The following is a 21,880-nucleotide window of genomic DNA, read 5'->3' as shown; positions in this document are numbered from 1 at the left end:
GAAATTTTGTCCCATGAAACCGTTTCGGTTTACACTCGATCAACTTGAAGTTTGGTATTTCGCCACCGCTTGCGCCCAGAGAGAGTGTTGCAGCATCGGGCGGCGCAATGACAGTAGAATATATCCCATGAATTGGGTGGCCCAAGAATTTTTGCAACAGAGCCACATAGACTCGGCCGATGACGTTGCCCGGTGGAGGCGGACGTTGCCCAGAACTCAGAGCTTCGACCGATGTCAATCACCGGCGACAGCACATTCTATCTCGCCCCCGTGTCCGCCGAAAAGGATCGTGCATCCTCCGCCTTCGTGACTGCGACTGGCCGGGATGACGGCAAGAGCATGATAGATCGGCGCCACGCAAGACCGCACCGTCACTGATTGTGACCTGCGCCATCCATTGGGAGCGAACACGAATCTTCCCGCCGGAGGGCGGCATCCACCCCATCAGTTCACTACGCACGACATCGCCGGCCTTTTCAGCGCCAGCCCTTGTTCGAGCGACAAGAGATCCAGTCTCTTCAGCTCTTCGCGTGGAGTCGCGCATCGTCGTTGTAATCTGTTCAAGCGCCGCCGCAGTTTCCTCCACGGAAGCGGCTTGCTGTTCAGTTCGCTTGGCGAGATCATCGGCCACCGATCTGATCTTGTTTGCACCGCCATCGATACCGCGTTTATGTGACAACGCCCATCGACGACGTCGTTCTCACCCATATCCATACCGATCATTCCGGCGGCCTGATGAGCAATGGCAAGCGTACCCCCCCCCAACGCCACATTATGGGTCAATGAACGCGAGGCGAAATTCTGGCTGAGTGCGGCAAACGCCAAGGCGGCAACCGGCATTGTCAAGCAGCATTTTGGCGAAGCGGATCAGTGCGTGACGCCATATATTGAGGCCGGAAAATTCGAAACCTTTGCGGATAACGCAGCGCCCATTCCTGGTCTTGGTTCCATCCTATATGGAGGATATACGCCGGGTCACGGGAAGGCGAACATCTGGTGGCAGGCGCGCACATCGCCTTTCCTGGCATTGGCCATGTCCGCAAAGACAGCACGAATTACGATTGGCTGCCTATCAACTACGTTTAAGGGTCTGACAGCCGGCTCTCATCCGGCGAAACAGGCGCATCCGAGAAGAGGCTCCCTCCAGCCTCTTCTTCCATAACCACGAACGTCGATTTCTCCGCGGGTTTTGCCGCTCCGACCTTCAGAAGCCGGGTGTCCATTGTCACCGATTTGCGCTACCTTAGCTTGGTTCGGGCTGGCGAATCGGCGAATAGCTGGCACTAACCGCGTCCAACCCCACGCACAAAACCCAGTGTGCTCTGGCTATTGACAGCTAGGAAGACGTCGGTTTGTATGCACGAACGTGGTCGATGAGCGCGCGCAGCTTGGGCGCCATATTCCGGCGGTTGGGGAAGCATCCTGATCGCGTTTCTCGGCGCTTTGCTATCAGCGTCGATGTTCTTCATTCCGATCATGCTTCAGCAGATCTTGGGCTACGCGCCGATGGAAAGCGGCGGCGCAATGTTGCCGCTAGCCCTCATGCTCGGTCTTTCGCCGTTGTCTGCTCGCTTGCTGCTGCGGACAAGTGACAGACTTCCGGGGCCGCATTGGGGTTCGCCCTGACTGGCTGCGGTTTGCTCTGGCTTGCCCGAATGCCGGCTTTCCCGATCTATGGCCTGGATATCCCGCCCGCGACACTGCTGATCGGCGCGGGGATCGGGTTTGCCATGGTAAGCTTCACCCGGGTTCTGATGACCAGCGTAGCGAACGCCGATGCCGGGCTGGCGTCCGGTCTGCACAATAGTGCCCGCCAGCTCGGCGGCGCGATCGGCATCGCCGGGCTGGGTGCACTGGCCCAGACGCTAGTTCGGCCGGCAGGATCGGCCCCGGTTGGGACGACCGAGAAATTGCTTGGCTTCCATGTTGCTTTCTGGAGTGCCGGCATCGTCAGCCTGGTCCTGATCGGCATTGCGATGTTATTTGCGCCCGACGAGCGCGTTTCGCGTGCGACACCAACTGACCGATAAGGACTGGAGAGATGGCGGTTTCCGCTGAATATCAGCGAGTCGGCTAAGTCGTCGGGTCTTGGACCTCGAAGACCCAGCTTGGCGCTTCCGTTCTTGAGTTGATCACCGCTCGATAACGTGACAACTCCCTCGAATTTCTTGGGAGATAGTGTTTGGCTCGGCGGTGATCGTTTCTCGCTGGCCGATATCTATATTGCACCGATGCTCGAATATTTCCTGATGGTGCCCGAAGGGCGAGAGATGTTCTCCAAAAAGAAAAATCTTGAAGAATGGTGGCGTCGGACAGGCGATCGGGAAAGCAATCATGTCACTCGTCCCGCTGAGTAGCGCTACCAATTTCGCAAAAGTCCCGATTAAAGCGAAACTTGTTTTCCCGACTTTGCGACGTCGCAGAATACGTTATTCTGCGATAGCGGCAATGACCTGTAGAGCGGAAGCCGCCTATTCGGGCGGCTCCGCGAGAACCATCGCATCGTATGCCGCTTCTTCCTCGGCCAGTTGGCGCTCGGAATCAGAAAGCTCCTTGAGGATCCATTGCCGCTCGTCCTGATACACAGAGTTACGCAGCTCGGCGCGTTATCCTGACAGTCAAGGATCAAGTGCCGCTTCTGGCACCCAGATTGGACCAATTGCTAGACGCGAGATATTAGACGACCCAATTCTGAAGATTGCCGGGCTATGCGCTTGCCACGCATATTTCGAGGTTAAACATCCTTGAACCTCAAATACCAAAGGACGCGGTCAATCGCTTGTTCCAGGGTCAACGCTGAGGTGTCGACAATTTCACACCCATATGCCAACGCCTCATTTCTAAGGAAGCTGGCCCAGTTCATCATGTCCGTGTTGGCAAGATCAGGTTGGCCTCGATCGACCGTGAGCCGTCTGGCCCTCGTTTCGTCGTCACAATCGATGAGGATCGTGGTATAGGAAGTAATACCCGCGTGTTCGACGGCCTCAGTCAGAAACGAAAATCGTGACTGGCCTTCGAAAAGAACGCTCCGGCCTTGTGCCAGGAGCAGAGATAATCGAGCCATCCACTCGAAAGTGGCAGCTCTCTGCCACCCCTCGACAGAGCCGAATTTATCGATCATCTCTTGCACAGACGGAACACCGATACGGTCCTTGTAGAAAACGTCGAACTCTTGGCCGTGCCGGTGTTCGATCGCTTCCGCAATTGTGGTCTTGCCGGCCCCTGATGCTCCGGTGAGAATAACGAGTGGCATAGAAATCGCCTTCAGGATTTAGCAGCGCCGGCTGTGAGGTTGCTTTTTCTGAATAGCCATAGAGTGCGATGGCCATGACGATACTTGCCGGCTCGATCGAAGCCGGGATGGTCGAATTTTATTCCTTTGGCAGTTGCCAGAACCACGACTGGAACGTTGATGCTGGCTAGTGAGGTCAGCAGGGCAGGTTCGTGTGATCCCGTGCGCCATTGATCTCGCTTGCCGTAAGGCACATCTGCAATGACGAGATCAATAGGTGGTTGAGCAGCGAGCTTTGAAGCAACCAGATCGGCACGTGTCGCATCGGCCTGAAACACATTTGTAGATAAATGTCGGCACAGGGCGAAAAGCTTGTTCCCACCTTGAAGGGCGGCACGATGGCTTTGGCGGTCGTGCTGAGCAACAAGGTTGCTCAGCTCATTGAGACGCCGAGAGAGCCCTTCTGGCGTGAGAAGAGCTGCGTTTTTGACCGCGACCGAAACGGCATTGGCCGAAATGTCGGACATGCTGACATTTCGCAGCTGGTCGCCATGCAAAAAGCCCAACACGCTTGCGAGATAGCCGCCTCCGCAAGTTGGATCATAGATATGATAGGGCGGCGGTCGGCCCCCGCTTGCTAGAAGGGATGTCGCCCGCAGGAACAATTCACTGGCGAGGCGGACGGGAAAGGCAGTGAGTCCGGGTCGGCTGAACAGAACTTTACCGCTCGCCAAATCTTCGCATGGAAGATCGGCGCGAGAATACGCGAATTTCATGGAAGGCTCTCAGAATCGCAGCCAGCATTACAAGCTCGCCAAGGCGAGGCTGGCTCAACGTACCCAGGTGTGATGCACCTGCTTCGAACCCCTTCGGCAAGGGGAGAGCCTTTAGGCGTCGAAGAAGGCCGTTGCGATGTTGAGAACAAAGGTTTTCATAGGGAGGTGAGCTTACCGTCTGGTAGGCCCCTCTGCAAGAGTGTCACGTATCTTCCTCGATGGCCGCGAAGACTCCTGTTCACGCAAAGCGGAAGCCGCCCTATAGGGGCGGCTCTGAGGAAACCATCGCATCGTATGCGGCCCTCTTCCTCCGCAAGCTGTACTTCTGCCGCTGCAAGCTCGTTGAGGATCCACTGGCGCTCGTCCTGGTACACGGCGTTACGCAGCTCGGCCCGTTATCCTGACAGTCAAGCCTCGAGGACCGCTTTCGGCCGATATCGTTGAAAAACTCGCTGGACTTGCTGCCGAGCCGCTCAAATCTGCTCTCGGAACGAGATAGACGTAGCATATGCCCCCGCGCTCTAGCGCAGGATATCGATCAACGCCGTTATTAAGCGGCATTGATGCTACGCGTCGGCCTCAGTTTGGCTAATCTCCTCAGGTTTTGGGCGGTTGCGGCAAGGAGGAATTCGTCTCGCGCACCACACGGCCCTCTCAGTCTTAATCGCGCCATCCGCAGGATGGGCTTGAGGTGTGCGAAGAGCATCTCGACCTTCTTCCGGCGATGGCGCGACTGCACGTATTCCGGCGTCGTGGCAATCGCGCGGGCGACATCACGGGCATCCTCATTCAGATCACGAGGCACCTTGCGCATCGGCATGTTCGGGCAGCAGCGAGGTTTTAGTTCGCAGCGATTACAATCCCTCTTGCTGGCACGGGAGAGCCGCGTTCCTTCAGCCGTGATCCCTGATCTCGGCGTCGCATAGGTTCGGTGGAATTGTTTTAGCTCCTTGCCCGCCGGACAGATGTAGCGATCATTTTCGGCGTCCCATGAGAAGTCCGAACGAGAGAAAGTGCCATCCGTCCTGTTGGACTTGTCGAAGACCGGAATGTGCGGTGCTATCTTCTTCTCCTTGACCAGCCATGCGAGGTTGTCAGCAGAACCGTAGGCACTGTCAGCAGCGAGATAACCAGGTCGTAAACCGAAGCGATTCTCCGTTCGGTCGAGCATCGTGCGAGATGCTCTGACCTCCGCCTGGCGGATTGCGCGTGTCGCTTCCACGTCCAGAATAACGCCGTGCTCTGTGTGTCGATCAGGTAGTTGGTCGCGTAGGCGAAGAAGGCATGGCCTTTGTGGGCACCAGTCCATTGAGCAGCCGGATCGGACGGAGAGATAAACTTCGGCGTCACTGGCGATGCAGCCCCGAAAGCCGCATCATCAAGAACGACCAGATATTCCTGCACTCAACGGCCAGCTTCCTCTTTTGCTTCCCATTTTGCTCCCGGCACCGAGCGCTGCTTGTTGGCATCCGCCGCAATCAGACTGGCATCGACGGCAAATCCTTCTGCACCGACCAACCCTTGCGCAAGGCAGCGCTCCACCACCGTTTCAAACATATGCCGCAGGCGTAGTTCGATCACCGCTCGATAACGTGACAACTCCCCAAGCCAAGTTCTTGATGAGCTTACGGATCCCACTCTGAGGGAACTCGCGAATAACAGGGTCGTTTGGTTCAGCTCCTTTCAAGGCGTAGTGGTCATCCGAATTTAACTGGCTGTATTCGTGGGATGAGACGCCGGCCCTCGGTTCCCCCGACGACGTGCGTCTCATATTGCTGTGAGTGCGCGCGCTAAGGCAGGGCTACCAGAACCTCTATCTCGACAAGCCATTCGGGCATCGCGAGTGCTTCGACGCCGATCCAGATACTTGCGCATACCGGCCATTTTTCGCCGAATATGTCGGCGCCCGCAAGAAAGATCGCCGGAACGTGATCCGGAGTGTGCCGGACCACGTAGATCTTCATCTGCAGGATGTCATTAGGATCCGCCTTCATGGCCGCGAGGGCGTTGAAGACATTCCCGAAGCATTGCCTTGCCTGGGCGACGTGATCATTTCCACCAATGAGTTGACCTGACCTGTCGATCGCGACCTGACCCGAGACGGCGGCAAGACGCGCGCCGGGCGGAGTTATGGCGATTTGTGCGATCAGGTGCGAGAAGGCATCGGTCAGGGACGAGGGATTTAGAGTTTCCATCGATACCCTCCCTTACTCCTGATCGACCGCGGCGACATAACCGTCAGGCCTGACCAACAGCGCCCGAACGCCGCGAAGGGCCGTATGGCCGGATGGAACTGCCGCTACGGATTTGACGAGGCTGGATTGCAACCAGTCCGGCCCGGAAACCGATGCACCTGGTTTGAAGGAAAGGTGAAGCCAACGACCTTCGCCCATCTGGCTATAAAGCGACATGAATACGCCGTCCTTGCCGACCAGTTCTATATCTGGAACGCGGACCCCTGCCGCCAGTCGTCCGGCAGGAACGGCTGCCTTTGCATCGGTGCCATAGGCGACGTCAAAGCTGGAAAGCTCCCCGGCGAGACGATGATTGACCAAAGGCATTTTCAGGAGCTCGTTCAGGGTCTCGCGCAAGGCAAGGGTCGCCGGATCAAACCGGGTGACGAGCCCAACCTGTGCTAGGGTGTTGGTGTAGAGGATTTTTCCTATTGGACGACGTTCCTCATCATAGGTGTCCAGCAGTTTGTCGGGCGCTTCGCCCTTCACGACCGCGGCCAGTTTCCAGCCGAGATTCAAAGCGTCCTGCAATCCGACGTTCATGCCCTGTCCGCCCATGGGGGCGTGGATATGGGCTGCATCGCCGGCGAGCAGGATGCGGCCCTTGCGATAGGTTCCGGCAAGACGCGTCTCATCGGCGAAACGCGAAAGCCAGATCGGGTCGCGAGGCTGATAGTCCTCGCCGATAATGCGCGCGGTCGGTCCCGCTACTTCGTCCAGAGTGACCGGTTCGGTTCGTGGCACATGGGTCCGCCGGGGATCCACGAGCACGATGCGGTGGTGTTTGCCGTCACCGAGAGGCGCGATCATCACCGAGCCATGCTCATTGGTGGCCGATACGACGGGTTTTGCCGGTGGCAAGGCAAGAACCACGTCTGCAAGCATGAGTGAATTGCGGGCTTTTGCTCCCTCATATGAGATGCCCGCCTGTTCACGGACGATGCTGCGGGCACCATCCGCTCCCACCACATAGGAGGCGGAATACTCTCCGCTGTCGGTAGAGATGTGCACCCGGTTCCCGTCCTCCAGAATTCCGGTTGCTGCAACGCCCCGCACTATGACGACGCCAAGTTCAGTCGCGCGCTCCTCCAGACGCTCCTCGGTCACGGCCTGTGGAATGAACAGGGCGTAAGGGAAGCGGGTGTCGAACGGTGAGAAATCCAGCCGCGTATCGAGGACCCCATAGTGGCCGGTCGGGATCGGCTTGCCAGTGCTGAGGAAGCGGTCGGCAAGGCCGCGCAAGGCAAACACTTCCAGCGAACGTCCATGGATGGTGAGCGCTCGCGACTGTGCCGTCCGCTCAGTTCGCCGCTCGACAACGGCTACATTCACGCCGGCAAGTTTTAGTTCGCATGCCAGCCACAGTCCCACCGGCCCGGCGCCGACAATAACAACATCGTAGTTCAGTTTCATAAGGGTACTCCAATCTAACGTTGTTAGTTAGATCTAACAATGTTAGATAGTCAATCATAAAAGTGGAGATAAAAATGCGCATTGTGAAAACAGAGGTCATCGCGACGGCATTGAAACTGCTGGATGAGGTCGGCATAGAGGGGCTGACGATGCGCAAGCTGGCGAACGCCCTCGCCATTCAGGCGCCCTCGCTCTACTGGCATTTCGCCAACAAGGACGCCTTGCTCGAAGGGATGGCGGATGCGCTGATGGACGGGGTCGCAGCAGACAATCCAGAAGGCGAGGCATGGGATGCAAGGATCGGGCGTGTGGCTTCCGAAGTGCGTAACGCATTGCTGTCGCGCCGTGATGCTGCGCGCGTCTTTGCGGGCACCTATGCCTTGTCCGATAATGTGCTGCGCGTCGGCTCCCTTCTGATCGGCTCTCTCAAGCAAGCCGGCGCTGACGACCGGGTCGCAAGTTGGGGTGCGTTCACGGTGGTCTATTTCGTGATCGGCTTCGTCATTGAGGAGCAGGCGTTAGGCGCGGATAAGGCGAACGTCAGCTGGGAGCAGCAGCCGCACATCCCGGGTGCGTTCCCGCTTGCTGTGATCGCAATGCGGGAAACTACGGCTGCTAATGCCGAGCAGCGCTTCGCATTCGGCCTCGACATGCAGATAAGGGCGCTGCGAGCAGTAATCAGTGAAACGGCTACGAACTGACCGCCAGAAGGCCAATGCCTGCAAGCTTCCATGCTGCTCCAGTTTGCGGAAGCCTGGGACGATTTCTACAGTCTCGAATGTGTTGTCGAGGTTCAGCCAAAGGCGATGAGCACCGGCCGTAACCTGCTGCCGGTTTTGTCAGAGGTCGACCGGCAGGTGTCAGAGTATAGAGACTGATAGGATGAGAAAAAGAGAAGCTTCTGGAATTCGCTTTCTCGCTGTTCAGGTCAGAACGTCCCTTTCAACAGCGGTGAATCGCCGAGTGTCACGATCATATGTTCTATGAAGGCGCGGACACGATGGGGCAGGGGACCGCCGCCGACATAGATGGCATGAACCAGTTCGAGGTCACCTGGATTGTAGTCTTCGAGGAGGGGTATCAACCGCCCTGCTGCAATCTCGTTGGCCACATGAAACAGACCCACGCGGGCAATGCCAGCACCCGCCAGCACCATTTGCTTCATTGTCTCGCCGTTATTGACGACGATGCTGCCTTTGACCGGTTGCGCGATGTCCCGGTCATCGGTGCGAAACGGCCAGGACGGCCTTGCGCGCCGGAAATTGAACGTCAGGCAGTCGTGATGCTCGAGATCTGACGGGTTTCCCGGAAAACCCCGGCGCGCCAGATAGTCGGGTGAAGCACAGACCACGCGCCGGCTCTGTCCGAGCTTGCGGGCGATCAGCCCGCTATCCGGCAGGTTGCCCATGCGGATGGCGACATCGGTCTTTTCCGCCACCAGATCGACAATCCCGTCGGTAAAGGAAAGATCGACGATCAGATCGGGATTGCGCGCGATGAACTCCCGGATGGCCGGTGCGACGAACATCGTGCCGAAGGGTATCGTTGTATTGACGCGCAGCCGCCCGCGGACCGCACCACCCGCTGCCTCCTGATCCGCATCGTTCAGTTCCTGCAGAATCCGAAGCGCGGCATGATGATAGGCTTCGCCTTCTTCTGTCAGCGTCAGTGCGCGGGTCGTTCGCACCAGCAGGCGTGTGCCAAGCCTTGCTTCCAGGCGGGCGATCAACTTGCTGACTGCTGATGGCGTGATGTCGAGATTGCGGGCGGCGGCAGAGAGACTACCATCCTGAACTACGCGGGCAAACACTTCCATTTCGCCGGAACGTTCCATCAGAATGCGTGGCATTGACGATCCTCATTCACAGGTGCATGTCTTCTGCAGGCGGTAGTACCTCTGGCTTTCAAATCATAAATTGTCTCCAGTAACAATCTGGAGACGCGACATGGACCTGCAACTGAACGGAAAGACCGCCCTCGTGACCGGCGCCACCGCCGGCATCGGCCTCGAAATCGCCCGATCTCTCGCCGCAGAGGGTGCCCGCGTCGTCATCACCGGACGCGATCGCGCCAAGCTCGACACCGCAATCGCCGCAGTCAAGGCCTCCGGCGGATCCGAGATCACAGGCATCCTTGCAGACGCCGCAAGCGGCGAGGGTGCAGCACTAATCGCCAGGGCCGAACCATCGATCGATATCCTCGTCAACAATCTCGGCATCTATGAGAGCAGGGCCTTTGGAGACATCACCGACGCCGCCTGGAGCCATCTGTTCGACGTCAACGTCATGAGCGGCGTGCGTCTGTCGCGCACCTATCTTCCCGGCATGTTGGAGCGCAACTGGGGCCGGATCATCTTCATTTCCAGTGAGTCTGGCCTCGCCATCCCTGAAGACATGATCCACTACGCAACGACCAAGACGGCACAACTGTCGATCTCGCGCGGATTGGCGCAACTGACCCGCGGCACCAATGTGACAGTCAATTCCGTACTTCCGGGACCGACCCGCTCGGAAGGCATCGAAGCCTTTCTGCGCAGCCAGGCAAGCGACCCGTCCGCACCGATCAAAGAGATTGAGACCGAATTCTTCGCCACCGCCCGCTCGGCTTCGATCCTCCAGCGCATGGTGGAAGCGGAAGAGGTGGCAAACCTCGTCGCCTATCTTGCCAGCCCACGCTCATCGGCCACCAACGGCGCGGCCCTTCGTGCCGAAGGCGGCCTCGTCAACACCATTGCCTGAAGGATATCGGCTATGTCAAACGCACCTCTCACCATCATCGCCATCACTACGGCAAGGCCCGGCAACGAAGCGGCCCTTGGCGTCGCACAGGATAAGCTGGTCGCGGAGACATTGGCGGAAGATGGCTGCCTTCGCTACGAACTGCACCAGTCGCTCGATGATGGACACGTGCGCATCTTCGTCGAAACCTGGGCAAGCGAGGCCCAGTGGCGCGCCCATATGGAGGGTGCCGCCATGCAGCGGTTCCAGGCAAGCGGCATGGGCGAGTACTTCGCTGATTTTTCCCTGCACCGGCTGACCAAGGTCGCTGGCTGAGAAGCATCCACCTTTTCATTCCCAATCAGATTTTCTCATATTAGGAGATAAGCCCATGAAGCTCTTACGCAGCCTTGCCATCACTCTTGCACTCGGTGCCAGCACCCTGAGCGCCTATGCTGGAAACGTCCTGATCGTCCTGTCCGATTCCGACCGCCTTGATCTGAAGGACGGGAAGGTGTTCAAAACCGGCTTCTACCTCAATGAACTAATGCAGCCGGTGAGGGCACTGCTCGACGCCGGCCATGAGATCACCTTTGCGACGCCGAAGGGCACCGCGCCTTCCGTTGACGTGACCTCCATCGACAAGATGTATTTCGGCGGTGATGAAGCGGCGATGAAAGCCAGCGAAGCGCAACTGTCGGAACTGGGCCTGATGTCGAGCGACAAGTCGCCGGTCATCAGCCTCGCGCGGGTCGAGCAGATCGGTTACGCCCATTTCGACGCGGTCTATGTGCCCGGCGGTCATGCACCCATGCAGGATCTTCTGGTGAGTACCGAACTCGGCAAGCTGCTCAGCTATTTCCATGCAAACGGCAAGACAACCGCGCTCGCCTGCCATGGTCCCATCGCGCTGCTTTCCACGCTGGCGGACGCAAGGGGTTTCGTGACGAAGTTCGAGGCGGCGGGAGCGGCAAAGGCGGAAACGAACTGGATCTATGCCGGCTACAAGCTCACGGTGTTCAGCAACCAGGAAGAGGAAATGGCCAAGGGACTGCTGGGTGGCGGCGAGATGAAATTCTATCCGCAGGATGCGCTCACGCAAGCAGGCGGCCAGTTCAGCCAAGCCGAAGCAGCTTTCTCGGCGCATGTCGTGACAGATCGCGAGCTGATCACGGGTCAAAATCCCGCGTCCGCTCCTGCGGTGGCTCAGGAACTGTTGAGCCGATTGAAGTAGCGTTGTTATAAGTCGTGGTGACGCTCGCGGGGCGTCACACAATCTTATCCACCGGGCGTATGCACCTTGTTTAGTCCGCCGTGAATTCGAGGAAACGCTCTACAAAGTGTGACGTAACGCTTACTTGACCAGATGCGCGGGTTCGAATCTCATCAAGAACTTGAAAGCTCTTCTATTGTTGTACCGGTCGAGACGCCCGCTGAGCGAGAGCCCTGGAAAACAGGTTTCTATTTGATCGGGCGTTTGGCGACCATCGATATTTTACTGGAGATGAAGCATGTTCACGCACGTCATGATTGGAAGCAACGATTTGGAGCGGGCGAGAGGCTTCTACGACGCCACGTTCGCAGCATTGGGAGGCAAGCCCGGAGAGATGGATGCGAGAGGAAGGCTGATCTATGCCCACGAGGGTGGTCGCCTGATGATCACGAAGCCGATCGACGGCAAGCCCGCGACCGCAGCCAACGGGGGGACTATTGGTATAGCCGCTGTGAGCCCCGATCGTGTGCTGGCGTGGCACGAGGCTGGTGTCATGCATGGTGGCACGGCGATCGAGAGCCCGCCTGCGGAGCGTCCGAACGGAGCGTTCGTCGCCTATCTTCGCGATCCGGACGGAAACAAACTCACCGTGCGGTCTCAGCCAACGAAATAAGATCGGCGCGGAAGAAGACATTGTCGTTAAAGCAACCTGGTGGTTTGGGCAACATCCCCAGCGACATTCGGGATGATCGTTGACGAATAGAAGAGCTTAGACATCGAAGGCATTAAACGCGTTTTGTGCAGCAGTTGCGGCCTCGGCAGCTTTAAAACGACGGATGAACCGCTTGAGAATTATTGTAAGTCGCAAGATTTGCTCAGGCGCAGGTTCTGCGATGTTTGGTATTAAGCACTTCCGCCTGGTAAACGTAAGCCATGAACGGCGCCAAATATTTCAGCCCGAATTCCGTTTCCGCATGCTCGACCTTTGCCTGGCGGATTGCCCATGCCGCCGGGCATTTGCGTTCTGGAGTTTTTGGAATGTCGAGATATTTCGGTAAGCTGGTCTTTATTTTATCATTGTAAACCACGGTTAGTCCTTATATTAGTTCGTCATGTTGACGAACGGTAATGAGCGCAGGCATTTTGTTGAAGGTTTTAAAGATGAGTATCGGCATGCCGCGGAAAACGACACAAAACAGTTTGTTGCCGTCCACGGATCACAAAGCCAAAGCCGCGGGCATGATGTTGATTGCTGTGACATTATTTGCTTGCCTCGACAGCAGCGCCAAGCTGAGCGGCGCGAATGTCCCGGCGATCGAAGTTGTCTGGTTCCGTTTTACCATTCACTTCGTTCTTGTGGCTATCTTGCTCAATCCCTGGAGCGCGCCTTCGGCCTGGCGGACCACTGCGCCGAAACTGCAGGCCGCGCGTGCTGCCGTTCAAATCGTGTGCACCGGACTGAACTTTCTGGCGCTGAGCTATCTTCAGATTGCTCAGACCCTGTCGATCCAGTTCATGGGTCCGATTTTTGTTACTCTGCTTTCGGTTTTCTTTCTGGGGGAGACAGTCAGGCGCTATCGCTGGACAGCCATCTTTATCGGTTTCGTTGGCGTGCTGATCATCACGCGACCGGGCGTTGGCGAATTCAACCCCGCTTTCTGTCTCATCATCCTGTCCGTCCTGATCGGCGCCAGTTACAGCATTATGACGCGTCGTCTTGCGGCAACGGAATCCGCCGGCAGCATGCTACTGATCATGGCTGCCTTTCCTTCAATTATCCTGACGCCGGCTATGCCTTTTATCTGGGTTTGGCCCACAAGTTCCACTGATTGGGTTCCGCTGATCGCAACGGGACTTTTCGGTGCCCTCAGCCATTACTTTTACATAAAAGCCCATCGTTACGCGCAGGCATCCTTTCTCGCGCCATTGCAATATTTTCAGTTTCTCGCGGTTCTTGTTCTGGGCTTTGTCATATTCGGCGATGTGCCGACCATCTGGACCTTGCTGGGCACGCTGGTGCTGATCGGTTCCGGTCTGTTCATCTGGTACCGCGAACGGAAAATTGCGCTGGCGCAAGAGCGGCAGCGTCTACTGGAAATTGACATGGCGGCAGCTTGACAAGAAGAGGCGTGCACCATAATAAATTCGTCAACATACCGAACAAATTAGGAAAAGTATTTATGTGTAGTTCGGCAAGGCCCTGTCCTGACGGAGTGTCCGCATCGACGATTAGCAATGGTTCCGTTGAGGTGAGGGATACGGGATATGTGATCGGTGTTGATCTGGGCGGCACCAAAATCCTTGCCGGCATTGCAAATTCCAGCGGCCGCATTCTGGCGGTGCGCGAGGAGCAGACATTGCACGGTGAAGGCGCGCCGGTGCTGGACCAAATGGCCCTGATGATCCACAATTTGATCTTTGATGTCGGTGGTCAGGTAGATGAGGTGGACTGTGTCGTCATCGGCATCCCGAGCGCAGTCGAGCCGACAACCGGTCTGGCATCCCTGTCACCCAATTTGGCCCTTCCATCAGATCGCTCGCTGAGCGATCTGATGGCGTCGCGGATTGCATGCCCAATCTACGTCGAGAATGATGTCAATCTTGCCGCATATGGCGAAGCATGGGCAGGCGTCGGGCAAGGTAAAAGTTCGCTGGCATTCATCTCGTTCGGAACCGGGGTAGGCATGGGGCTGGTCGTCAATGGTGATCTGTGGCGGGGTGAGTTCGGTCGGGCAGGGGAAATCGGCTACCTCCCTGTCGGAGCGATGCCCCACGGGACCGCTCCGCTTTCCGAAAATGGCCTCTATGAAGATGCCGTAGGCAGCCGTGGCATAAGGGACCGGTTTGTCAGCAACGAAGGTACGGTTGCGGACCTGTTCGCATCGGCGCGCAGTGGAGACCACCAGGCACTTTCGGCGCTCGATGAAATCGCCCGGTCTGCATCGGTTGGCATCGCTGCCGTTCACGCGTTGTTTGATCCAGCCGTCACCGTTATCGGCGGTGGCATTGGTAGCCAGATCGAATTCCTGGAGCTTCTCAAAACGCATTTGAGGCCGCTGTTGCCATTCTCCTGCCGCCTTGAACCGAGCCACTTCGGCGCAAGAGCCGGCTTGATGGGAGCTGTCGTGCTTGCCGCAAGGCATCCCATCCGGAAAACTGAACATCGCGCCGCCGCGCTTGGCTGACGTCGGCAGTCAACGCGCACGGACGAACATATGGCTGAGGCTGTGTCAAAGGAGAGCAAAATGCAGAAAATGCCGATGGCGAACGCCCGACCTGACGGCTTCGTTGAAAGCACGCGACCGCTGCAACTGGCTTTCATGGCGCCGCGGCTGCAGGGAGACATCTTTCCCGACGGTCGCCTTGAACTGTCGCTCTGGGGTTGCGGCAAGATGGCAAATGTTTTCCTGGAGCCCTGGACCGGACCGTTCGTTTATGCACCCAACAGGTTGACGGCGAATGGACACAGTCTGCATGTCGCGCAATCTGCGCCCGTGCTCGTCCTCACGGGCGCCACCATCAAGGCGGTGCGTCCTGCGCGCCGTTGTGCATGGTGGGGAACGTTGACGAAGCCGCAGAAAATTATCCGTAAAGGCGCTCGTCGTATTGCGACAACGACCTGGGGCGTCACCATCGTCGAGGACCGTGGAAACGGTGTCATCGTGATCGCAGTCGGCGCAAGCCTTTCGGAAGCCGAACGGGGTCTGGCACTTTCGGCCGATGCCATCATCGCCGAAGCTAACGCCTATGTTGCGCGTTGCGACCTTCTGCCGTCAGCACCTGCTTTGTTGAGGAGCATGGCGGTCCAAAGTGCGCATGCTTCCTTGTCAAGTATTCGCCGTGCAGAGGACGGCACGTTTCTGGGGCTTGCGGCCGGACAGGCCTACAGCGCTCCGACCCGCACCTATTATCGCGACGGATACTGGACACTGCAAGCGTTGCTATTCCTCGATACGGATGCGGTTCGTGACCAGATCGACTTGTTGGCAACGGGCATCCAGCCCGATGGCGAGGCGCCAAGCGGCGTCATCCTGACCGGGCCTGAGCAGGGACTGGAATGGGAAAAATTCCGGGTCACAGCTGCGGACTACAAGATGGAGCATCTGCGCCCGACAGACTGGTGGAGCGATCATTTCGACAGCCCCTTGTTCTTCATTCTTACCATCGGCGACTATATCCGGACGACGGGCGACGATGCAGTGCTGGCCAGACACTGGAAGAAGGTCGAAGCGATTTTTCATCGCTATCTTGCCTTCGACAAGGTTGGAAACGGACTGCCGCAGAAACCACGTCACGACCGTGACTGGGCTGATAACGTCTATCGGCACGGGTACGTTGCCTATGATCTCGGTCTCTGGATCGGGGCGCTCGACGTCATCGAAAAATTCGGAGGATCACTCGACAGCAAGCTTGCCGATCAAGCACGGCAAACGGCGATCAAGGCACGGGCCTCGCTTGATGATGCCCTGCTGACTGCGTCCGGCTGGTATGCTGACTATGGCACCAAGGCCGATTTTGTCGAGGATCACCTGGCCCTGGACAGCCTCACGCTTCTGCGCTTTGACGCGGTCTCGGCGGAACGGGCAAAGATCGTGCTTGAGCATGCTTCACAACTGCTCGAGACACGCAACAATGCCAGGCAGCCCTATGGCGATTGGGGTGTGATGTGTGCCTGGCCGCCGTTCAAGCGGCCTGCCGATACACGCGCCAAGTCCGCCTTTGCCTATCGCTATCACAACGGGTCCGATTGGCCATATCTGTCCGGTCTCTATGCCGAACAAAGGCTGAAGTTCGGGCTGGATGGCTGGGAGTACCCCATGCTGCGCTGGTGGCAGACGAGCCTGGAAAATGGCTGGATCGGTTCGGTCGAATATTTTGCGCCACCCTTCGGGCGCGGCTCCCTGCTTCAGGGCTGGACCGGTATGTCTGCGGCGGCGATCCTCGAATTCAAGCCGAGGATCGAGGCGGTGATCGCTGAAGGCAAAGTACGATAAACCAGAAAGGCCGGCGACAAGCCGGCCTTTCTGGTTTTCAGGGAGGCAATGCTCAAATCTGGAAAGGTCAGGCCGCCATCGGCAGGCCAGCGGCGGCGGTATCCAGAAACCAGCGGACATCACCATGCTTTTGCAGCGCCGAGGCAGGGCAATCGATCTGGAAGCCGCCACCGGTGGCGCGGCGGATCGCATCCTGCTTTGAGGCACCTGTCGCCATCAAGGCGATCTGCTTTGCGGACAGTATCGTGCCGATACCCATGGTGATGGCCGTGGCTGGCACCGGCTGGTCGGAGAAGAATCGGGCGTTTGCCTCAAGCGTATCCTGATGCAGTTCAACCAGCCGTGTACGGCTGTCTTCTACCGATCCTGGCTCATTGAAGCCGATATGACCGTTGCGGCCGATGCCGAGCAATAGCAAATCGATGCCACCGGCTTCCGCGATCATACGCTCGTAATGCTCGCCGGCTTTATCTGGTGCACCGGGAGATGCCTCTGGAAGGAACGTCCGCTCCTTGTCGATATCGACATGATCGAATAGCAGCCTGTTCATCGTGCTCCGATAGGAGCCCGGATGGCTTGCGGAAAGGCCGGCATATTCATCGAGATTGAAACTCGTGACGCCGGCGAAGCTGACCTCTCCTTTTTGAAATGCAGCCACGAGCCTGGCATAGACGGGCTCCATGGTCCCGCCTGTGGCCAGACCGAGAACGACAGCAGGCTTGCTGCGAATAACCTCAGCGATCCGATCTGCGACTGCCTGAGCCACAGCATCAGTTGTGGAAAAGATCAATTTCTGGACGGAAGAGACGAGCATGGCAGCGCGGTTCACTTCTTGCGTAGGGCAATGATGCTGCCATCGGCACGGCGTCTGGAGAAGGAAAGGTTGTTTTGACCGTGAAACAGATGGAAACGCGCCGGCTCGATGCCCAATTCGATCGTGTCGTTTTCAGCGACGTGCACGTGGTCGGGCAGATGGACGACTGTTGCCGTATCGTTGCCGTTGATTTTGCCGTAGACATAGGTCTCCGTGCCGACGCTTTCGGCATAGTCGGCATTAAAGCGGACCAACTGGCGCAGATCGGATGTCTGCGACGGGAGATGAAAATGATTGGGTCGGATGCCCAGCACAACCTTTTCGCCGATTACGGCGGCGGAGCCGTCGACCGGCACCTGAACTATGCCGAAACCATCGACGACCACGGAAACGCTCTCGGCCTCCACATCACAAATGACGCCGTTGTAGAAATTCATTTGCGGTGAGCCGATGAAGCCGGCGACAAATTTGTTCGCGGGGAATTCGAACAGCTCAAGCGGAGCGCCAAACTGTTCGAGATTGCCGCCATTCAACACCGCGATCCGGTCGGCCATGGTCATCGCTTCGATCTGGTCATGAGTGACATAGATCATTGTTGCGCCGAGCCGCTTGTGGAGCCGGCTGATTTCGCCGCGAGTTTGCACGCGCAGTGCCGCATCGAGGTTGGAGAGCGGTTCGTCAAAAAGGAAGATCTTCGGGTCGCGAACGATCGCACGGCCAATGGCCACACGTTGGCGCTGGCCACCGGAAAGCTGTTTGGGCTGACGGTCGAGCAGGGGCTCGATGGCCAGCATGCGCGCAGCCTCCGCCACCTTGGCGTCAATCTCCTGCTTGCTCAGGGGAAGATTTTCCAGGCCAAAGGACAGGTTCTTCCGAACTGTCATATGTGGATAGAGGGCATAGGACTGGAACACCATCGCAATGCCGCGTTCACCTGGCTGCAGCCCCGTAACGTCGTCGTCGCCAATGAAGATCTGTCCTCTGGTCGTCGTTTCCAGACCGGCTATGATACGAAGCAGGGTGGATTTTCCGCAGCCCGACGGGCCAACCAGAACCACGAATTCGCCGTCTTTAACGGCAAGATCAACGCCGTGAAGAATGGGATGGGTTCCGTATTGTTTGACCACACCGTCCAGCGTTAAGCCTGCCATTTCTCGTTCCCTTATTCTAATCCGGTGACAAGTCATTGCTTGCCTCCCGGATACTGTGATCGGATTATTATAGTTCGTCAAGGTGCCGAACATAATTTCGCGCATGAGCGTCTTACCGCTCCGTTTCACCCAAAAGAGCGCTTGACAGAGAACAAACTCCATATTTAATTCGTCTTGGTCACGAACAAATACAAGTCAAACAGAGACCCACCAAGGGATTATGTCGTGAGCCCACACTTCAGCGTGTCATCCAGGCGCCTTGCGCCGGAAAAAAGGGGAACCAGATGAAGATGTTAAAATTGATAAGCGGGACAGCATTGGCGTCCTTGCTGATGGTCGCGGCGGCATCGGCCACTGAACTCAAGGTTCTTTGGTATGTGGAAGATGACGCGCAGGAGGCCGTCATCCGCGACGTACTGAAAAAGTATACGGCCGAGCATCCTGAAACAACGTTCGATCTCCAGATCACGCCATACAGCGGCATGATCCAGAAGTTCCAGCAGTTTGCGGCTTCTGGCATAATGCCCGATGTTTCGCTGACCTCTTCGATGGAGCCGGTCATCCGTCCTTTTCTGGCGGACCTGAACAAGGAAATCGGTCCCGAATGGATCAATGATTTCGTTAAGGGCTGGGCTGACGGCGCCCGTTTCGAGGGAAAGGTCATTGCGGCTCCATTGAATGTGAGCTCAACCGGGATTTTCTATAATGTCGACGCCTTCAAGAAAGCTGGCGTTGAGATTCCTGCCCAGGACAAGAGCTGGACCTGGGAAGAATTCATTCCCAAGGTCAAGGAAGTGGCCGAAAAATCCGGTATCCGTTACCCCTTGGTCTGGGACGTGTCAGCCAGCCGCTGGATCGTCCACGAATTCCAGTATGGCAATCACATCTTCTCTGAACAGTCTCCGGTCAAGGTGACTATGGATGAAGCAAAGTGGCAGAAGTCTCTGGATGATTTCATCGCAATCACAAAGACTGCCATGCCTCCGGGGCTTTGGAGCGGTGCAAGTTCCGATAATCCCAAGGAGCTGTTTCTGGGCAATCAGGCAGTCGCATATATGTCGGGCAGTTGGCAGATCCCGGCACTTGCTGCAAATGCAAAGTTTGATTGGCAGGCCGGGCCGACGCCTTATGGCACAGTCCGCTCCTCTATCTACGGCGGCGACTACCTGGTGGCCTTCAACACCAGCCCCAACCTGAAAGAGTCGATCGAATTCATCAAGTGGATGACGAGCCCGAAGATACAGGCGGAATATGCAAAATCGATGGGCGCCATTCCGACGAATTTGAAAGCTGACGCGGTTGACTACGGAAACGCCAAGGCGACCGACGCTGTCAAAATCATGCAAGGCGAGCTCGATGCCAGCCCCGTCTATGCAGCGACTGACCAGGCCTGGCCGGAAATGCAAGCCGTCTGGGGTCCGATAAAGACGGCAGTTACCCAGGCAGTTGCCGGGCAGATTTCGTCCGCCGAAGCCGTGGCGCAGATAAAGAAGGCTGCTGACGCCGCGGTCGAGGCCGCGAAGTGAGTACGATCATCGCCTCGAAGACAATGACGACGACCGCAAGGTCGTCGTCATTCAGGCCGATTGACGAGGCAAAGCGTAAAATCTGGCCATATTTCCTCATGCTGCCGACTATGGCGCTGATTGTCACCTTCACGCTCTATCCGCTGGCCCAGGGCCTCTATATGTCGCTGTTCAAGCGAGGTGTGGTGGTGCTGCCGCAGGTGCCGCAAACGGTGCCGCAATTTGTTGGCCTTGATAACTTCCTCAGCCTGATCGACAACGCCGACTTTCGTATCTCGTTGCTGAAGACAGTTTTGTTCGTTGTCGTAGCGGTGCCGCTCAACGTCGTTTTGTCGTTGTCGCTTGCGGTGCTTTTGCAGCCGCAGACCAAGCTCTTTGCTTTTGCCCGCACCATCGTCTTCTTTCCGTCCATGATCAGCCTGCTAATCATCGGCATTACCTGGCGCTGGCTGTTCGGGCTGAACAATGGTCTGGTGAACTACGTATTGTCGCTGGCCAGCATCGCACCGGTTCCGTGGCTCGAGCAGGACACGATGGCGCAGATTGCCGTCGTGGTTGCCTGGGTATGGTGGCAGGCCGGCGTCAATATGATGATATTCCTGTCCGGCCTGACGGCAATCTCGCCGGATTATTACGAGGCCGCATCCATCGATGGCACCAGCAAGTGGCGCCAGTTTACCCATATTACGCTTCCCCTTCTGCGGCCGACCATGGCGGTCGTCGTGGTCCTGTCGTCGATCGAGGCCTTCAAGGTGTATGAATTGGTCGTGTCGCTGACGGGCGGCGGTCCGGGCAAGGCGACCGTCTATCTCATCCAGACGATCTACGACACCGCCTTCCAGCTTCCCATGCAGGCCGGTGTTGCTGCGGCCCAGTCGGCAGTTCTTTTCGTTGTCCTGATGATCCTCGCGATCGTTCAACTGCGCCTCGCAAGGAGGAAAGCATGACGAATGTCTATTCGCCCACGCGCCTGGTGTTCCTCGCCCTCGTGCTTGTCGTCTTCCTTCTGCCGCCCGTCTGGTTGTTCCTTTCGGCGCTGAAGCCGCAGGCGGAAATCTTCCAGTGGCCGCCGACTTTGTGGCCGGCTAACCCGACGCTTGAGAATTTCGTCAACACACTTTCTCGCGCCAAGTTCCTGGTGTTTTTCAAAAACTCGGCCATTGTCTCCATCGTGTCAGCCCTGCTGTCGGTGACGATCAGCGTGATGGCTGGTTATGCCCTGGCCAAGTTCCGCTTCAAGGGTGACACGATCTTCTTCCTTCTAATCATGTCGTCGCTGATGGTTCCGCTGCAGATCATCATGATCCCGGTTTTCCTTGTTCTGCGTGATCTCGGTTTGCTTGAAACCCTGGCAGGCGTCATCATTGCGCCGGCCGCGACGCCGACGGGCGTGTTCCTGATGCGCCAGTATATTGTCAATATACCCGACAGTCTGCTCGAAGCGGCGCGCATCGACAAAACACCCGAATGGCGGATTTTGTGGCGCATTGTCGTGCCGTTGTCGCTTCCAGCAATCGGAACGCTGCTTGCCTTCAATCTGGTATGGCGCTGGAACGATTATCTCTGGCCGTTCCTGGTCATCACAGATCAGGACCACTGGACGCTGCAGCTCGCCATCGCCAATTCGATAGGCCGCTTCGGTATAGACTGGCCTAAGCTGCTCTCCATGTCGGTTCTGTCCGTATTGCCAGTGCTGGCGGTCTTCACAGCGCTGCAGCGCCTGATGATGGGCGGCATAATGGCTGGCGCGACAAAGGAATAAGGTCCTCCCAAGCCTTATAAAGCAAAGCCCGCGGATGGGCGATCATTC

Annotated in this window: 21 protein-coding genes and 3 pseudogenes; 15 read left to right on the top strand and 9 right to left on the bottom strand. The window is 57.3% G+C overall.

What is annotated here, in order from left to right:
- Positions 1-442: 442 nt before the first annotated feature.
- Positions 443-676: pseudogene (locus tag AC5I5B_RS06255) on the bottom strand (hypothetical protein); the annotation flags it as partial.
- Between AC5I5B_RS06255 and AC5I5B_RS06250 the strand changes: the two are divergent.
- The 3 genes and pseudogenes from AC5I5B_RS06250 to AC5I5B_RS06240 all read left to right on the top strand — a co-directional run.
- Positions 670-1,086, top strand: a pseudogene (locus tag AC5I5B_RS06250) (MBL fold metallo-hydrolase); the annotation flags it as partial. The pseudogenes AC5I5B_RS06255 and AC5I5B_RS06250 sit on opposite strands and share 7 nt — an antisense overlap.
- Before the next feature lie 569 nt (positions 1,087-1,655).
- Entirely contained in the window at positions 1,656-2,030 is a 375-nt protein-coding gene (locus AC5I5B_RS06245; protein WP_495752542.1) for a hypothetical protein, read from the top strand.
- A gap of 117 nt (positions 2,031-2,147) precedes the next feature.
- Positions 2,148-2,357 (top strand): glutathione S-transferase family protein, encoded by a 210-nt coding sequence (locus AC5I5B_RS06240; protein ID WP_495752541.1) that lies wholly within the window; start codon positions 2,148-2,150, stop codon positions 2,355-2,357.
- A gap of 377 nt (positions 2,358-2,734) precedes the next feature.
- On the opposite strand, the gene AC5I5B_RS06235 is transcribed toward AC5I5B_RS06240, so the two are convergent.
- The 5 genes and pseudogenes from AC5I5B_RS06235 to AC5I5B_RS06215 form a co-directional block, all read right to left on the bottom strand.
- Positions 2,735-3,253, bottom strand: coding sequence for a P-loop nucleotide/nucleoside kinase family protein (locus AC5I5B_RS06235; RefSeq protein ID WP_495752540.1), 519 nt, complete (start codon positions 3,251-3,253; stop codon positions 2,735-2,737).
- Positions 3,254-3,264: 11 nt separating this feature from the next.
- On the bottom strand, positions 3,265-4,008 hold the full coding sequence (locus AC5I5B_RS06230; RefSeq protein WP_495752539.1) for a hypothetical protein: 744 nt from the start codon (positions 4,006-4,008) through the stop codon (positions 3,265-3,267).
- A gap of 550 nt (positions 4,009-4,558) precedes the next feature.
- Positions 4,559-5,574, bottom strand: a pseudogene (locus AC5I5B_RS06225) (transposase); the annotation flags it as partial.
- 224 nt (positions 5,575-5,798) lie between these two features.
- Complete coding sequence (locus AC5I5B_RS06220; protein WP_495752538.1) at positions 5,799-6,203, bottom strand: RidA family protein; 405 nt, start codon at positions 6,201-6,203, stop codon at positions 5,799-5,801.
- Positions 6,204-6,215: 12 nt separating this feature from the next.
- Positions 6,216-7,655: an FAD-dependent oxidoreductase gene (locus AC5I5B_RS06215; protein WP_495752537.1), complete on the bottom strand. Its 1,440-nt coding sequence runs from the start codon at positions 7,653-7,655 to the stop codon at positions 6,216-6,218.
- Positions 7,656-7,729: 74 nt separating this feature from the next.
- Between AC5I5B_RS06215 and AC5I5B_RS06210 the strand changes: the two genes are divergently transcribed.
- Together AC5I5B_RS06210 and AC5I5B_RS06205 are read left to right on the top strand one after the other, a co-directional pair.
- Positions 7,730-8,356 (top strand): TetR/AcrR family transcriptional regulator C-terminal domain-containing protein, encoded by a 627-nt coding sequence (locus AC5I5B_RS06210; protein WP_495752536.1) that lies wholly within the window; start codon positions 7,730-7,732, stop codon positions 8,354-8,356.
- 30 nt (positions 8,357-8,386) lie between these two features.
- Positions 8,387-8,533 carry a hypothetical protein gene (locus tag AC5I5B_RS06205; RefSeq protein WP_495752535.1) on the top strand — a complete coding sequence of 49 codons (147 nt, stop codon included), beginning with the start codon at positions 8,387-8,389 and terminating at the stop codon, positions 8,531-8,533.
- Positions 8,534-8,583: 50 nt separating this feature from the next.
- Here the strand turns inward: AC5I5B_RS06205 and AC5I5B_RS06200 are convergent, their stop codons facing one another.
- A complete protein-coding gene (locus AC5I5B_RS06200; protein ID WP_495752534.1) occupies positions 8,584-9,504 on the bottom strand; it encodes a LysR family transcriptional regulator in 921 nt (306 codons plus the stop codon).
- A gap of 97 nt (positions 9,505-9,601) precedes the next feature.
- On the opposite strand from AC5I5B_RS06200, the gene AC5I5B_RS06195 reads away from it, so the two are divergent.
- The 7 genes from AC5I5B_RS06195 (at position 9,602) to AC5I5B_RS06165 (ending at position 16,579) form a co-directional block, all read left to right on the top strand.
- Positions 9,602-10,393, top strand: coding sequence for an SDR family NAD(P)-dependent oxidoreductase (locus tag AC5I5B_RS06195; protein ID WP_495752533.1), 792 nt, complete (start codon positions 9,602-9,604; stop codon positions 10,391-10,393).
- Between the two features lie 12 nt (positions 10,394-10,405).
- Positions 10,406-10,708, top strand: coding sequence for a putative quinol monooxygenase (locus AC5I5B_RS06190; RefSeq protein ID WP_495752532.1), 303 nt, complete (start codon positions 10,406-10,408; stop codon positions 10,706-10,708).
- A gap of 55 nt (positions 10,709-10,763) precedes the next feature.
- Positions 10,764-11,606 carry a type 1 glutamine amidotransferase domain-containing protein gene (locus AC5I5B_RS06185; protein WP_495752531.1) on the top strand — a complete coding sequence of 281 codons (843 nt, stop codon included), beginning with the start codon at positions 10,764-10,766 and terminating at the stop codon, positions 11,604-11,606.
- Positions 11,607-11,883: 277 nt separating this feature from the next.
- Positions 11,884-12,258, top strand: coding sequence for a VOC family protein (locus AC5I5B_RS06180; RefSeq protein WP_495752530.1), 375 nt, complete (start codon positions 11,884-11,886; stop codon positions 12,256-12,258).
- 455 nt (positions 12,259-12,713) lie between these two features.
- Positions 12,714-13,703 (top strand): DMT family transporter, encoded by a 990-nt coding sequence (locus tag AC5I5B_RS06175; RefSeq protein ID WP_495752529.1) that lies wholly within the window; start codon positions 12,714-12,716, stop codon positions 13,701-13,703.
- A 149-nt stretch (positions 13,704-13,852) separates the two neighbouring features.
- Positions 13,853-14,770, top strand: a complete 918-nt coding sequence (locus AC5I5B_RS06170; protein ID WP_495752528.1) for an ROK family protein — start codon at positions 13,853-13,855, stop codon at positions 14,768-14,770.
- Between the two features lie 60 nt (positions 14,771-14,830).
- Complete coding sequence (locus AC5I5B_RS06165) at positions 14,831-16,579, top strand: amylo-alpha-1,6-glucosidase (protein ID WP_495752527.1); 1,749 nt, start codon at positions 14,831-14,833, stop codon at positions 16,577-16,579.
- Between the two features lie 67 nt (positions 16,580-16,646).
- On the opposite strand, the gene nagB is transcribed toward AC5I5B_RS06165, so the two are convergent.
- Together nagB and AC5I5B_RS06155 are read right to left on the bottom strand one after the other, a co-directional pair.
- Positions 16,647-17,393, bottom strand: coding sequence for a glucosamine-6-phosphate deaminase (gene nagB / locus AC5I5B_RS06160; protein ID WP_495752526.1), 747 nt, complete (start codon positions 17,391-17,393; stop codon positions 16,647-16,649).
- Between the two features lie 11 nt (positions 17,394-17,404).
- Entirely contained in the window at positions 17,405-18,544 is a 1,140-nt protein-coding gene (locus AC5I5B_RS06155; RefSeq protein ID WP_495752601.1) for an ABC transporter ATP-binding protein, read from the bottom strand.
- Between the two features lie 284 nt (positions 18,545-18,828).
- Here AC5I5B_RS06155 and AC5I5B_RS06150 point away from each other — a divergent pair, with 284 nt between their 5' ends.
- From AC5I5B_RS06150 to AC5I5B_RS06140, 3 genes are read left to right on the top strand one after another with little or no spacing between them, the layout of a single operon-like run.
- Complete coding sequence (locus AC5I5B_RS06150; RefSeq protein ID WP_495752525.1) at positions 18,829-20,070, top strand: ABC transporter substrate-binding protein; 1,242 nt, start codon at positions 18,829-18,831, stop codon at positions 20,068-20,070.
- On the top strand, positions 20,067-21,017 hold the full coding sequence (locus AC5I5B_RS06145) for a carbohydrate ABC transporter permease (protein WP_495752524.1): 951 nt from the start codon (positions 20,067-20,069) through the stop codon (positions 21,015-21,017). Before AC5I5B_RS06150 ends, AC5I5B_RS06145 begins: the two co-directional genes overlap by 4 nt.
- Positions 21,014-21,832 (top strand): carbohydrate ABC transporter permease, encoded by an 819-nt coding sequence (locus AC5I5B_RS06140; RefSeq protein WP_495752523.1) that lies wholly within the window; start codon positions 21,014-21,016, stop codon positions 21,830-21,832. Before AC5I5B_RS06145 ends, AC5I5B_RS06140 begins: the two co-directional genes overlap by 4 nt.
- The last annotated feature ends 48 nt before the right edge of the window (positions 21,833-21,880 follow it).

Source organism: Agrobacterium sp., assembly GCF_059499945.1.
This window is presented reverse-complemented; position numbering and strand designations above follow the sequence as displayed.